This window comes from Corallococcus exercitus (genome assembly GCF_042231735.1).
GTDB classification, from domain to species: domain Bacteria; phylum Myxococcota; class Myxococcia; order Myxococcales; family Myxococcaceae; genus Corallococcus; species Corallococcus exercitus_B.
In genome coordinates this window covers 6,962,501-6,975,334 of the sequence record NZ_CP102577.1, presented here as the reverse complement: position 1 = coordinate 6,975,334, position 12,834 = coordinate 6,962,501, and the positions used below count along the sequence as shown (strand labels likewise).

Genomic DNA, 12,834 nt, shown 5'->3' with positions numbered 1-12,834 from the left:
GCGCTCAACGCTCGCGCGGAGCCACCCGTTGGCGGCGCGGCATCCGGGCCGCGCCTCCCCGCATGACGCACCGGCCCCTGCGCCCGGCACGGGGGTCAGGCGTCGGAGGGATCCACGCCGAAGATGCGCTGGGCATCCACGGCATAGGCCGCCAGCTGACGCTCCGTCTCCGCCGCGTCCCAGCCCAGCAGCGGCGCCATCACCTCCGCGGCGCGGACGGCGGCGGCGCGGCCCTGGTCGCGCGTCTCGAACGCGACCTTGAGGCGGCGGATGAGCAGGTCGGCCAGCGTCTGGACCATCTCATGGGTCACGCCCCACGCGGCCTCGGCGCGGCGGTACGGCAGGCCCTCCGCGAGCGGCTCGGCCAGCGCCGGCGTCTCGCGCGTGAGCGCCCACACCGCGTGCCAGCGGCTGCCGTACGCGCGCACCAGGTGCTCACCCGTGGCCGCGTCCCCCACCTCCTGCCGCGCCGCCGCGAGCTCCGCGTCCAGCTTGAGGATGTCGCCGCCCGGCAGGGGCTGCTCGTGGGTGACGGGCTTCTTGTGCGGGAGGGCCAGGTGGCGCTCCACGGCGTTGACCACGTCGCGGGCCATGACCCGGAAGGTGGTGAGCTTGCCGCCGCTGATGGCCAGCACACCGGACGGGCTCACGTCGATGGAGTGCTCGCGGCTGGCGCTGCCCGCGTCGCTGTTGCCGTGGTAGCCGCTCGCGGCGAGCGGGCGGATGCCGGCCCAGGCGCTGACCATGTCCTCGCGGGTGAGGTGGGCCTCGGGGAAGAAGGCGTTGGCGGAGGCCAGCAGGTAGGCCACGTCCGCCTCGCTCGCGCGCACCTCGGCCGGGTGGGCGCGGGTGGCCGTCTCCGTCGTGCCAATGAGCGTGAACGCGTCCGCGGGCAGGATGAACATCACGCGGCCGTCCACGGGGGACAGCAGCGTGAGCGCGTCCCCGATGTTCAGCCGCGAGCGGGGCACGGCGATGTGCACGCCCTTGCTGCCGCGCACCGAGGGGCCCGTGCGGGCCTTGTCCGAATCCAGCTGGCGGATCTCATCGCTCCACGGTCCGGTCGCGTTGACGACGGCGCGCGCGCGCACGGTGTGCTCCAGGCCCGTGAGGTGATCCACCACCACCGCGCCCTTCGACTTGCCGTCCTCCAGCACCAGCCGCTTCACGGAGGCGTGGTTGAGCACCACCGCGCCGGCCTCGCTCGCGCCCAGCGCGTTCGCCAGCGTGAGGCGCGCGTCGTCGGTGGCCGCGTCGTAGTAGCGGGCGCCGCCCTTGAGCCCCTCGGCGCGGATGCCGGGCTCGGCCTCCACCACCTGCTTGAGCGACAGGCGCTGATACGCCTTCACGTTCCGGAACAGCGACAGGGCGTCGTACAGCATCAGGCCCGCGTTGAGCTTCCAGCGCGGCACGCGAGCCCCCGCGTAGACGGGCCAGATGAAGGCCAGCGGGCGCACCAGGTGCGGCGCCAGGGTGAGCAGGCGGCGCCGCTCGATGCTCGACTCGAAGACGAGCCCCAGGTGGCCGTGCTCCAGGTAGCGCAGGCCCCCGTGGATGAGGCGCGACGAGCGGCTGGACGTCCCGCTGGCGAAGTCCTCGCGCTCCACCAGGGCCACCTTCAGGCCCCGCAGCGCCGCGTCCCGAGCGGCCCCCGCGCCCGTCACCCCGCCGCCAATGACGAGCAGGTCGAAGGACTCGCTCCCCAGCGAGCGCAGGCGGTCGGCCCGCGAAGGCGGGGCGGGAACCTCCGTGGAGGCAGGCAGCGAACGGAGCACGGCGGATTCAGAACGCACGCCTGGAGTCTATGACGGGAAGTCTTCGGCCGCAGCGGATTCCAATGCAATGCGTCAAGAGGTCCACGGGGTCATGGCACTGGATGGCGGGGAACTGTCCTGGAGCGGGCTGCGGGGGTGACCTTGCGTGTCCTGGGGAGGACGGATAGGCAGGCGGGCGCCTCACCTTCCCCGTCCTGGACGCTCTGCCGCCTGACTCCGAACCGCCGTGTGGGACTCCCGAGACCGACGAGACCTGGCGTTCCTGGGACTGTGGGTCCTCGTGTACGGGCTCGCGGTGGCGCCGGTGCTGCACGCGGTGGTGGGACACGGTGGAGGCCTGGGGCGCCACGCCCACGAGCACGGAGCCTCCAGCCACGTCCACCGCACCACCGGGACGTGTGATGCGGCGAAGGCCGCGTGTCCGTCGGAGTCCGAGCAGGGCACGCCGGACGGAGCGAAGCGGGGCCATGGCCACCAGCACCTGACGGGCTCGGTGGAGCACCTGCTGGCGGTGGCGGCGAGCTGGATGGTGTTCGTGCCGCCGAAGCTGCGCTGGGTCTCCTGGCGGGTCGAGCCCGCACGAGGCCCGGAGTGGTCGCCGGGCCAGCGGTTGCGGTCCGCGGCGATGCCGCAGGGCCCATAGCCGCGCTGCGCACTTCGGACTTCCGTAAGGATGACTCGCGAGCATGCGGACCGTCTGGCCTGGGCCAGGCAGGGCCTGCGTGAGCGTGTGTCCTGAAGCCGGCTGTCTCTTCTTTCATCCCGCACGCCCTGGAGCGCGTCCCGACGCGCGCCGGGGACGTGTCGCCGTTTCCTCGTGCCGTCTCTCCCGTGACCATGTTGCTCATCGCGCTCGCCACGCTCTCGACGTGTCTTCACGCAGCTCCGCCTGCCGCGCAGGAAGGGCCGCGTCTGGAGGCCACCGGCCACGTGGTGACAGAAGCCACGAAGGAACAGCAGCAACCGGCACCGCAGCAGCCTCAGCAGGAGCCACCTCTCGCCGAGCAGCCCTCGCCGGAAGCCCCCAGCACCCGCGACGCGGTCGCCTCTCCCACCGGGCAGCAGCCAGCGGAAGCCCCCGCCACCACGCCTCCGCCGGAGGCTTCCGGGAAGCAGCGCTCCACGGTGGTGCGAGGCACGCGTCCGGCGCGGAGCGCCTCCGAGGTCACGCTGGGCCGGGACATCCTCGACACGGCACCGCGCACGAACGCGACGGACGTGCTGCGCATCGTCCCGGGCCTCGTGGCCTCGCAGCACAGCGGCGAGGGCAAGGCGCAGCAGCTCTTCCTCCGGGGCTTCGACGCGCTCCACGGCCAGGACGTGGAGCTGAACGTCGGAGGCCTGCCGGTGAACGAGGTGAGCCACATCCACGCGCTCGGCTACGCGGACACGAACTTCATCATCCCGGAGCTCGTCCAGTCCCTGGAGGTGACGGAGGGTTCCTACCGGGCGTTCCAGGGGGACTTCGCGGTCGCGGGAACGGTGCGCATGGACCTGGGCGCCCGGGAGAAGGGCGTGGAGTTCGCGGGCACCCTCGGCCAGTTCAACCAGCGCCGGCTCGTCGTGACGGTGCGCCCGGGCGAGGACCCCGGCACCTTCGCGGCGGCGGAGCTCGCGGAGAGTGACGGCTTCGGGCCCCAGCGAGGCTACGGCCGGGCCGCCCTGCTCGCCCAGGCGAACCTGGACCTGGGCCACGGCCTGAGCGCGCGCATCCTGGGAGGCAGCTACGTCACGCGCTTCGACTCCCCGGGCGTGGTGCGCGAGGACGACCTCGAAGCCGGGCGCCGCACGTTCTACTCCGGCTCCTTCCCGCGTCAGGGAGGCACGGTCTCCCGGCATCAGCTCCTCATCGGAGTGGACCTGCCACGCGAGGGCACCGCGCGCACGAGGCTGGAGGCCTTCGGAATCCTCTCGGACCTGCGCCTGCGCAACAACTTCACCGGCTACCGGGTGGACGACCGGGGCGACGGCCTGGAGCAGACGAACGACAGCTCCATCCTGGGCCTGCGCGCGGAACACCGCCGCCAGGTCACCCTCTTCGGCCGTCCCGTCGCGCTGGAGCTGGGCCTGGGAGGACGGCGCGACGGCATCCACCAGACGCAACGCCGTTACCGGGAGACGGACGGCACCTTCTTCGCGGACGAAGTGGACGCGGACCTCACGCAGACGGATGTCTGGGGTTACGCCGAAGCCCGGCTCCCCGTGGGCCGCTGGGCCTTCCGGCTGGGAGGCCGGGCCGACGCGCTGGGCGTGGAGGTCTTCGACGCGCTCGCTTTCCGCGACCCGCGCTACTACGACGGGCAGGGCTACTCGCGCAGCGCCTTCGGGGTGCACTGGGGCGCGAAGGCCGGCGTCGAGTACGCGCTCACGGACACCTGGGCCCTCTTCGCCAGCTACGGGGACGGCTTCCGTTCGCCGCAGGCGCGGAGCCTCGCGGAAGGCGAACAGGCCCCGTTCGTCAACGTGCACGGCGCGGAGCTGGGCACCCGGAAGGACGCAGAACGTCTGTCCTTCCAGGCGAGCGTCTTCGGCTCTCAGGTAGCGGACGACTTCTTCTTCGACCACACGGTGGGCACCACCGTCTTCACGGGGAAGACGCTGCGCACGGGCATCTCCGCGGCGCTTCAGACCCGTCCACTCGAAGGCGTCACCGCCGCGCTGAGCGCCACGGTGGCGAACGCGACGGTGACGAAGACGGACGCGAAGCTCCCCTACTTCGCCCCCCTGGTCGCGCGAGCGGACGTGGGCTGGGAGAAGCCGCTGTCCGGCATCGACTCCGTGCTGTCCCTGGGCACGGGCCTCACGCTCATCGGGCCCAGGCCCCTGCCCTACGACGAATACAGCCACACCGTGTTCCTCGCGGACGTGCAGGCCGCGCTGCGACGGGGGGCGCTCGCGTTGCGGCTCGACGTGAAGAACCTGCTCAACACGCGCTGGCGCGACGGCGAGTTCGTCTACAGCTCGCGCTTCGACCCCAGCGCCCAGCCCAGCCTCGTTCCAGCCAGACATTTCACCGCGGGGTCGCCACGCATGGCCTCGCTCACCCTGGAGGTCCACCTGTGATGAACCCATTCCCCGCCCCGCTCCGAGCGCTGGCGCTGTCCGCGGCCCTCTTGAGCCTGGGCTGCGGCGGCAAGACGGAAGCGGAGCGCCGCACCTTCGCGGTGACGATGACGGCGACGGCGCCCACGGCCCCCAACGAGTACGGCTGGACGGTGACGCCCGAAGCCGCGCAGCTCTCGGTGGGCTCCGTGCGCTTCTTCGAGGGCCGCGTGCTGCTGTCGAGCCGCGTCCCGCGCTTCGATTGGTACTCGCTCATCGGAGGCACCGCGAACGCGCACCCCGGCCACTACGTCCCCGGCGATGCGCTGGGAGAGGTGCTGAACGCCCAGACGGTGGACCTGCTCGCGGGCGGCACGCTGGGCGACGCCAACGCGGTCACGGGCTCGTACGGCTCGCTGGAGCTGACGCTCGTGACGCCCACGGCGGCCACGGACGCGCAGAACGCGCTCGGGGGCCACCATGCGCACGTGCGCGGCACGGCGACGCACACGTCCGGAGCCACGGTGCGCTTCGACGCGACGGTGGACCTGCCCAAGGCCATTGAAGGCGTGCGCTTCGAGCGGGACCTCCAGAAGGAGGCCGGCTTCGTGCGCATCGCGGTGGACCTGGGGAAATGGATGGACCGCATCGACTTCGCCACCGCGTCGCTTCCGGACGCGGCCGGCGTTTCCACCTTCCCCGCCGGCAGCCAGGCCCAGAACGGGCTGGTGCGCGGCGTGGAAGACACCAGCGCCTACGTCGTGACGTGGGTGGAAGGAGCAGCGCAGTGATGAAGAATTGGCTGATGGGTGTGTCGTGTCTGGGTCTGGTCGCCTGCTCGTCGGGTCAGGGCAACGTGACGTTCACCACGTACGGGGAGGACTTCATCGAGAAGCAGATCCCCGCCAGCGCCTTCGAGGACGGCTGGACGGTGAAGTACACCAAGTTCCTCGTGAAGCTGGGCGAGGTGAAGGTCGCCAACCACGAGGGAGAGACCGCCGCGGAACAGACCGCCGCGAAGGTCTACGACGTGCACCGTCCGGGACCGGTGGACGTCGCGTCGTTCAACGACCTGGCCGCCGAGGAATGGGACGCGGTGAGCTACGCCATCGCCCCCGTCGCGGACGCCACCGCCGGCAACGCGGACGCGGAGGACGTGACGCGGATGAACACCGAAGGCTGGTCCGTCTACGTGGAGGGCACGGCCACCAAGGGCACGGAGACGAAGCGCTTCCACTGGGGCTTCGCCACGAACACCCTCTACGAGCACTGCGAGAACGAGGACATCGGCAACGGCGTGACGGTGCCCAAGGGCGGCACGGAGACGGTGCAGCTCACCATCCACGGCGACCACCTCTTCTTCGACGACCTCCAGTCGTCCGACGCGAAGATGCGCTTCGACGCCATCGCCGGGGCGGACAGCACGGGCATCGTCGGCCCGGACGGTGAAATCACGCTTGATGAGCTGGGCCTGGTGGACCTGACGTCGCTGCCGTCGAACCAGTACGGCACGGGAGGCGCGGGCAGCGTGCGGACGCTGCGCGACTTCGTGACGGCGCTCGTGCGCACCGTGGGCCACTACCGTGGCGAAGGCGAGTGCTCGCCGCGCGTCCGTTAGCCACCCGCACCGCCAGAGGGGCCGGCCCGACCACGCGGCCGGCCTCTCCGGTTCCGCTCAGCGCTTCGAGGAGTCGTCCCCGCCCGTCCTGCCGCCGCCCTGCGAGGGCATGTGGGACGGCGGGTTCGGGGGACGGTTCGGGTTCATCTGGTTGGCGCGGTTGTCCTGGGCGGACTTGTGCTCCGGGCGCTCGGGGTTCTTCGTGTTGGAGCGCTGATCATTCGGACTCGGGTTCTTGTGCTTGCTCATCGTTCGGCGTCCTCCCTGTGTCCGGACAAGGGCGCCCGGACGGAAGGCACGGTAGGGAGACGCTCCCGGGAAACGCAGGGGCCCAGGGGGCGCTGCACAGTGTCCGGCATCGGTCGCTCGGGCTGTCGTTCCGGGACCGGGAGCGCCGGGCGCGGTTTCCTCCGGATGCGAAGGAGGAGGCGGATGCCTACTCCTGAACCCAGGGAGGTACGGCGCGTGAAGACGGTGACCTACGAGCGCAGTGGCCGGACGAACACCGGAGCGCAGGCGCTGCGAGTGGAAGGCCTGAAGCACCTGCGCGTCCTGGAGCAGGGCGAACCGGTGGTGGAGCGGGACCTGACGCAGGAGGAGATCCGTCGGCTGGTGCCCCTGCTGGAGACCCTCCAGCGGGAACCCGAACCGGCCACCCTCGTGCCCCAGGCCGGAGGTCCGGACGGGCTGGCGGTGACCCTGGCCTTCGAGGACGAGGAGACACCCCGGCTGCGGCTCGGCACGGAGCGGCTGCCCGCGAAGGGGGCCGGTGCCGGGTATGATCGCCTGCTCGCGGAGCTGGACGCCCTGTTGACGGCGGAGCTCCACGCCCGGGCGCCCCGCCACGCCCACGCGGTTCTGCCGCACCAGCTCCGTCACGACGAATGACGGGGGCCGCACGGCCCGTGAGGGCCACGTCGGCCAGGGCACAGCGAGGGAGCAACCGGGTCGGGTTGCCCGGACGGCCCGGTTCTGACAGACAAGCAGCATGAAGCGCGTGCAGTTCTCCGTGCACCGCACGGTTGGAGAGGCACGGATGCTGGCGGGAGCCCTGGAATCGGCCGGGCTCTCGGTCGACATCCGCGGCGAGTCGCTGGTCCCGCTGAGCGGCGAGATTCCCAGCACCGAGGCCTGGGTGGAGCTGTGGCTGTGGCCCCAGGAACTGGAGGCCGGGCGCCAGGTCCTCGCGGAGCTCGAGGCGAACCAGGAAGCCGCCAACCGTTCGGTGACGTGCCCCCGCTGCGGCGAGGAGAACCCGGCGAACTTCGAGCTGTGCTGGAGTTGCGAGCTGGAGCTGCCGTCGGGCCTGCGCCCCCACCTGCGCGCGGTTTAGAAACCCTTCATGAGCGAGCCAACGAACGAACCGGGGCAACGGACCGGCCGGCGCTGGAACCAGGGCCTCCGGGGCGTCCTCTGGGTCTGCGGGGCGGCGCTCGCCATCCACGTCATCCCGCTGTTCCTGCCCCGCAACATGCCCGAGCAGGAGCTGGCCATCGCCCGGGCCACGGAGAACGTGGAAGGCCGCCTGCGGTTCCTGGTGCCCTTGAAGCACAACGACAAGGCCACGGCGGCGGACCTGCGCATGGCGGCCGAGCTCCTGCGTGAAGGAGCCCCGGCAGAAGCGCACGACCTGGCCCTGGAAGCCGAGCGAAGGGACCCGAACGCCTTGGAGACCCAGCTCCTGCTCGCGCGCATCTGCGACCGGGAGCGGATGACCCGCTGCGTGGAGCAGTCCCTCGGCAAGGCCGAGAAGCTCGCGCCGGCGGACCCAAGGGCGCAGCTGCTCCGGGCGGACCTGAGCGAGGAGAAGGGCGACGTCGAGGGCGCCACGAAGGCCCTGTCCCGGGCCTACAGCCGCACTCCCGGCGATCCCCTCGTCGGCGTGCGCTACGGCCGGCTGCTCAGCCGGATGGGACGGCCCGAGGACGCGCTGAAGGTCTTCACCTCCCTGGAGGGCAAGGTGCCCGAGGCCCGGCTCCTGGTGGAACAGGGGCTGGTGCTCACCAAGGAGGGCCGGAGCCGCGAAGCCGTAAGGCTGCTGCAGCAGGCGGTGCAGAAGGACCCGAAGCTCGCGGAGGGCCACTTCCAGCTGGGCATCGCCTGGTTCCAGCTGGGCAACGAGGCCGCCGCGGAAGAGGCGCTGCGCCAGGCGGACCGCCTGGACGTCTCCGACACGCGGGCGCTGGCCACCCTCTGCACCCTCCAGGTGAAGGCGGGAAGGCTCGAGGGAGCGCGCCAGACGCGCACGGACCTGGAGCGGCGTTTCCCCCAGCGGATGGACATCATCCGGGAGCAGTGCCGGCTGCCCTGAAGCTCAGGGGAGGCTCAGCGCGGCTCCTGCCCGCGGATTTGCCGGAGCATCCGGGCGGAGGCGATGACCGGCGCGTCCACGGAACCGTCGGCCCGTTCGGTGCGCACCACGGCCTGGAGGAAGGGGATTGCCTCTTCATCCCGGCCCTGCTGGAAGAGCAGCTCCCCCAGCGCGAACCGGGCGTGGGTGAGGAGGACCAGGTCCTCCGCCGCCACGGCCGCATCGATGGCATCACTCAGCGCGGACTCCGCCAGCTCGGGCTGTCCGCGTCCAAGCAGCTCGCGGGCGCGCTGCAGGTATTCGAGGGTATTCATGGGGCACGGTCCCCAAGCGGAGAAGACGGCAATGGAAGACAAGCGCCTGGTCGAGCTGGAAATCCGCTACACGCAGCAGCAGGAGCTGCTGCAGGAGCTGAGCGACGTGCTCTACCAGCAGGGGCGCGTCATCGACGCGCTCCAGGCGGAGCTGGAGCGGCTCAAGCGCAAGCTGGACGCCGAGCCGGGCCTGGTGGACGCCCGGCAGCAGGAGCGTCCCCCGCACTACTGAGCCACGGCCTCTAGAACTTGTAGCCCAGCCGCAGGCCGATGATGGGATTCGGATCGAGGTAGCCCACCTCGACGCCAATGCTCGCGGCCTTGCCCTGGAGGCCAAAGCCAAACGCCGCGTGGGCCTTGAAGGTGTCTCCCTTGAAGAAGATCCACGGGCCCGCGAGGCCTTCGATGTAGACGGTGCGGCCCACCGTCGCGCGAAGCGAGATGTCCAGCGGAACGCCAATGACGTTCCCGTCAGTGACGAGCACCGCGCCGAACCGGGCCCCCACGAAGAGTGGGCCCGCGACATGCCCTTCCACGCCCAGCGTGAAGTTGAAGGCCGCGCTCGTGTCCACCCAGTAGTCCGCGCCCACTCCCAGGCGAACTCCAGACTGCTGCGCCTTGGATTCAGCGGGCACCAACAGGAGCCCCAGCGCGAACAGCCCAGCGGCGTAGATTCGAAGCAGATGCATGCGAGAGGCTCCTGTCCAGAGAGGGGGAAGGAGCGCCACTCAAGCAAAAGCAGGCAGGGTCAGGCCAGCCTCAAAGCCAGTCCCCCGTACGTTCGCGCGCCGTCGGATCAATCCACGAAGACGCGCACGGCGGTGACGGGTGTCACAAGCCCGCAAAGACAAAGCCCCTGGCGCCTTGCGGCGTCAGGGGCTTTCAAAAAGAATCCGGCAGCGACCTACTCTCCCACGCGGTTTCCCGCGGAGTACCATCGGCTCTGGAGGGCTTAACTTCCGTGTTCGGGATGGGAACGGGTGTGACCCCTCCGACATTGCCACCGGAAAAGCGAATGACGGTGCATACGAAGGGTAAGTTGCAGGTTTCTGCGTGAATGAAGCCTCTTCGAGAAGTCGAAGAAGCAATTGAGAATAGCTGATGTCTTCCGGGCGGACGCGCATACGGCGTCCTGGCCTCGGCCTTGGCCCCGAGTCCCTTACTCCCCGCGTGGGGGCATGCAAGAGAAGGGGGGAAGTAAGCCGCTCGACTTATTAGTACTGGTTAGCTTAACGCGTTACCGCGCTTACACACCCAGCCTATCAACGTGGTAGTCTTCCACGAGTCTTCAGGGGCTTGCGCCCGGGATACCTGGTCTTGAGGTCGGTTTCCCGCTTAGATGCTTTCAGCGGTTATCCAATCGGCACATGGCTACCCAGCGATGCCTCTGGCGAGACAACTGGTACACCAGCGGTGCCTCCAACCCGGTCCTCTCGTACTAAGGTCAGAGCCTCTCAAGTATCCTACGCCCACAGCAGATAGGGACCAAACTGTCTCACGACGTTTTGAACCCAGCTCGCGTACCGCTTTAATTGGCGAACAGCCAAACCCTTGGGACCTGCTCCAGCCCCAGGATGCGATGAGCCGACATCGAGGTGCCAAACCTCCCCGTCGATGTGAACTCTTGGGGGAGATAAGCCTGTTATCCCCGGAGTACCTTTTATCCGTTGAGCGATGGCCCTTCCATTCAGGACCACCGGATCACTATGACCTGCTTTCGCACCTGCTCGACCTGTCGGTCTCGCAGTCAAGCTCCCTTATGCCATTGCACTCGACGCCCGGTTTCCAATCGGGCTGAGGGAACCATCGCGCGCCTCCGTTACTTTTTGGGAGGCGACCGCCCCAGTCAAACTACCCACCAGACAGTGTCCCAGTCCCGGCTGACGAGACATGGTTAGACACCAGAAATCAACAGGGTGGTATTTCACCGTTGCCTCCACCGAACCTAGCGGCCCGGCTTCAAAGGCTCCCACCTATCCTACACAGTCAATCCCTAGTGTCACTGTCAAGTTGTAGTAAAGGTTCACGGGGTCTTTCCGTCTTGCTGCGGGTAAACTGCATCGGCACAGCTATTTCAATTTCGCTGAGTCCCTCTCCGAGACAGTGCGGAAGTCGTTACTCCATTCGTGCAGGTCGGAACTTACCCGACAAGGAATTTCGCTACCTTAGGACCGTTATAGTTACGGCCGCCGTTTACTGGGGCTTCGGATCATCGCTTCGCCTTGCGGCTGACGAATCCCCTTAACCTTCCAGCACCGGGCAGGAGTCAGACCCTATACGTCGGCTTGTCGCCTTCGCAGAGTCCTGTGTTTTTGGTAAACAGTCGCTACCGCCATTTCTCTGCAACCTCTCTCGGCTTCGGCTGTACGCCTACACCTACCAGAGGCCCACCTTCTTCCGAAGTTACGGTGGAAATTTGCCTAGTTCCTTGGAGGAGAGTTCTCTCAAGCGCCTTAGGATTTTCTCCTCACCCACCTGTGTCGGTTTGCGGTACGGACACCCTGCAGACTCCCTGCGGGACTTTTCTTGGAAGCCGAGCATCAGCGACTTACCCCTTGCGGGGCGCCATGGGGTCTCGGGGATAGCTGCCGCGCCTTTATTCGTACGCGACACCCCTACGCCTTTAGACTGACACAACCACCGGTCAGCTCGCCTAGCTTTCTCCGTCCTCCCTCAGTTCAACGTCTGCAAGATGGCGCAGGAATATTAACCTGCTTGCCATCACCTACGCCTTTCGGCCTCGGCTTAGGACCCGGCTAACCCTGGGAAGATTAACTTGACCCAGGAAACCTTGGGTTTACGGCGAGGGGGTTTCTCACCCCCTTTATCGCTACTCATTTCGGCATCAGCACTCCCAGTCGCTCCAGCAGCCCTTTCGGTCTACCTTCGCTGCAACTGGGACGCTCCCCTACCGCCATACGCGCCTGACGCGCATGACCCGAAGCTTCGGCACTAGTCTTGAGCCCCGTTACATTTTCGGCGCGGCCTGTCTTGACCAGTGAGCTATTACGCTTTCTTTAAAGGATGGCTGCTTCTAAGCCAACCTCCTGGTTGTCAATGACCTGCCACATCCTTTCTAGTGTTCACTTAGACTAGATTTGGGGGCCTTAGCTGTCGGTCTGGGTTATTCCCCTCTTGCCAATGGACGTTATCACCCACTGACTGCGTCCCGGGATAACAATTGCCGGCATTCGGAGTTTGATACGGTTTGGTAATCTGGTGAGACCCCTAGCCGTTTCAGTGCTCTACCTCCGGCATTGAATTACCCGAGCCGATACCTAAATATCTTTCGGGGAGAACCAGCTATCACGGAGTTTGATTGGCCTTTCACCCCTACACACAGCTCATCCCAGAAATTTTCAACTTTCATGAGTTCGGTCCTCCATGCGGTGTTACCCGCACTTCAACCTGGCCATGTGTAGATCACCCCGCTTCGGGTTATAATACACGCAACTTAGCGCCCTATTCGGACTCGCTTTCGCTCCGGCTCCACCTATCGGCTTAGCCTCGCTACGTATATTAAGTCGCCGAATCATGATGCAAAAGGTACGCTCTCGCACTGGCTTGCGCCGTAGTGCTCGAACTGCTTGTAGACATGCGGTTTCAGGTTCTTTTGACTCCCCTCACCGGGGTTCTTTTCACCTTTCCCTCGCGGTACTTGTTCACTATCGGTCGCCAAGGAGTATTTAGGCTTACCGGATGGTCCCGGCAGATTCAGACAGGATTGCACGTGTCCCGTCTTACTTGGGTAACCCGCTCAGCTCCAACTGGCTT

The 12,834-nt window shown here is 67.6% G+C and carries 12 protein-coding genes and 2 rRNA genes (1 of these 14 running past the window's edge); 8 read left to right on the top strand and 6 right to left on the bottom strand.

All coding sequences use genetic code 11. From position 1 onward, the window contains the following. Window positions 1-95: 95 nt before the first annotated feature. Window positions 96-1,793 (bottom strand): glycerol-3-phosphate dehydrogenase, encoded by a 1,698-nt coding sequence (gene glpD / locus NR792_RS27915; RefSeq protein WP_375755739.1) that lies wholly within the window; start codon window positions 1,791-1,793, stop codon window positions 96-98. Window positions 1,794-2,001: 208 nt separating this feature from the next. Here glpD and NR792_RS27910 point away from each other — a divergent pair, with 208 nt between their 5' ends. From NR792_RS27910 to NR792_RS27895, 4 genes are all read left to right on the top strand, one after another. After that, on the top strand, window positions 2,002-2,418 hold the full coding sequence (locus NR792_RS27910) for a hypothetical protein (RefSeq protein ID WP_375755738.1): 417 nt from the start codon (window positions 2,002-2,004) through the stop codon (window positions 2,416-2,418). A gap of 194 nt (window positions 2,419-2,612) precedes the next feature. Further along, the gene (locus tag NR792_RS27905) at window positions 2,613-4,838 is read left to right on the top strand and encodes a TonB-dependent receptor (protein WP_375761704.1); all 2,226 of its coding nucleotides are present in this window, start codon (window positions 2,613-2,615) and stop codon (window positions 4,836-4,838) included. Continuing rightward, window positions 4,838-5,608, top strand: a complete 771-nt coding sequence (locus NR792_RS27900; RefSeq protein WP_375755737.1) for a hypothetical protein — start codon at window positions 4,838-4,840, stop codon at window positions 5,606-5,608. Before NR792_RS27905 ends, NR792_RS27900 begins: the two co-directional genes overlap by 1 nt. Beyond that, the gene (locus NR792_RS27895) at window positions 5,608-6,435 is read left to right on the top strand and encodes a hypothetical protein (protein ID WP_375755736.1); all 828 of its coding nucleotides are present in this window, start codon (window positions 5,608-5,610) and stop codon (window positions 6,433-6,435) included. The genes NR792_RS27900 and NR792_RS27895 overlap by 1 nt, the downstream gene beginning before the upstream one ends. A 57-nt stretch (window positions 6,436-6,492) precedes the next feature. On the opposite strand, the gene NR792_RS27890 is transcribed toward NR792_RS27895, so the two are convergent. Continuing rightward, window positions 6,493-6,684 (bottom strand): hypothetical protein, encoded by a 192-nt coding sequence (locus NR792_RS27890; RefSeq protein ID WP_375755735.1) that lies wholly within the window; start codon window positions 6,682-6,684, stop codon window positions 6,493-6,495. 216 nt (window positions 6,685-6,900) lie between these two features. Here NR792_RS27890 and NR792_RS27885 point away from each other — a divergent pair, with 216 nt between their 5' ends. From NR792_RS27885 to NR792_RS27875, 3 genes are all read left to right on the top strand, one after another. Further along, entirely contained in the window at window positions 6,901-7,323 is a 423-nt protein-coding gene (locus tag NR792_RS27885) for a hypothetical protein (protein WP_375755734.1), read from the top strand. Window positions 7,324-7,423: 100 nt separating this feature from the next. Continuing rightward, window positions 7,424-7,768: a hypothetical protein gene (locus NR792_RS27880; RefSeq protein ID WP_375755733.1), complete on the top strand. Its 345-nt coding sequence runs from the start codon at window positions 7,424-7,426 to the stop codon at window positions 7,766-7,768. A 9-nt stretch (window positions 7,769-7,777) separates the two neighbouring features. Beyond that, window positions 7,778-8,746, top strand: coding sequence for a tetratricopeptide repeat protein (locus tag NR792_RS27875; protein WP_375755732.1), 969 nt, complete (start codon window positions 7,778-7,780; stop codon window positions 8,744-8,746). 14 nt (window positions 8,747-8,760) lie between these two features. Here NR792_RS27875 and NR792_RS27870 read toward each other — a convergent pair whose 3' ends face one another. Further along, window positions 8,761-9,060: a tetratricopeptide repeat protein gene (locus NR792_RS27870; RefSeq protein WP_120527567.1), complete on the bottom strand. Its 300-nt coding sequence runs from the start codon at window positions 9,058-9,060 to the stop codon at window positions 8,761-8,763. Between the two features lie 31 nt (window positions 9,061-9,091). On the opposite strand from NR792_RS27870, the gene NR792_RS27865 reads away from it, so the two are divergent. Beyond that, complete coding sequence (locus NR792_RS27865) at window positions 9,092-9,292, top strand: SlyX family protein (protein WP_120527568.1); 201 nt, start codon at window positions 9,092-9,094, stop codon at window positions 9,290-9,292. A 10-nt stretch (window positions 9,293-9,302) separates the two neighbouring features. Here the strand turns inward: NR792_RS27865 and NR792_RS27860 are convergent, their stop codons facing one another. The 3 genes from NR792_RS27860 to NR792_RS27850 all read right to left on the bottom strand — a co-directional run. Continuing rightward, on the bottom strand, window positions 9,303-9,749 hold the full coding sequence (locus tag NR792_RS27860; protein ID WP_375755731.1) for a hypothetical protein: 447 nt from the start codon (window positions 9,747-9,749) through the stop codon (window positions 9,303-9,305). A gap of 202 nt (window positions 9,750-9,951) precedes the next feature. Further along, window positions 9,952-10,068, bottom strand: a 5S ribosomal RNA gene (gene rrf, locus NR792_RS27855). Window positions 10,069-10,253: 185 nt separating this feature from the next. Then, window positions 10,254-12,834, bottom strand: a 23S ribosomal RNA gene (locus NR792_RS27850); it runs 386 nt beyond the window's last position.

Coding starts and splice junctions, on each gene's coding strand:
- NR792_RS27870 (WP_120527567.1), bottom strand. CDS start 9,060: ATGAATACCCTCGAATACCTGCAGCGCGCCCGCGAGCTGCTTGGACGC.
- NR792_RS27880 (WP_375755733.1), top strand. CDS start 7,424: ATGAAGCGCGTGCAGTTCTCCGTGCACCGCACGGTTGGAGAGGCACGG.
- NR792_RS27895 (WP_375755736.1), top strand. CDS start 5,608: ATGAAGAATTGGCTGATGGGTGTGTCGTGTCTGGGTCTGGTCGCCTGC.
- NR792_RS27890 (WP_375755735.1), bottom strand. CDS start 6,684: ATGAGCAAGCACAAGAACCCGAGTCCGAATGATCAGCGCTCCAACACG.
- NR792_RS27875 (WP_375755732.1), top strand. CDS start 7,778: ATGAGCGAGCCAACGAACGAACCGGGGCAACGGACCGGCCGGCGCTGG.
- NR792_RS27865 (WP_120527568.1), top strand. CDS start 9,092: ATGGAAGACAAGCGCCTGGTCGAGCTGGAAATCCGCTACACGCAGCAG.
- NR792_RS27860 (WP_375755731.1), bottom strand. CDS start 9,749: ATGCATCTGCTTCGAATCTACGCCGCTGGGCTGTTCGCGCTGGGGCTC.
- NR792_RS27905 (WP_375761704.1), top strand. CDS start 2,613: ATGTTGCTCATCGCGCTCGCCACGCTCTCGACGTGTCTTCACGCAGCT.
- NR792_RS27900 (WP_375755737.1), top strand. CDS start 4,838: ATGAACCCATTCCCCGCCCCGCTCCGAGCGCTGGCGCTGTCCGCGGCC.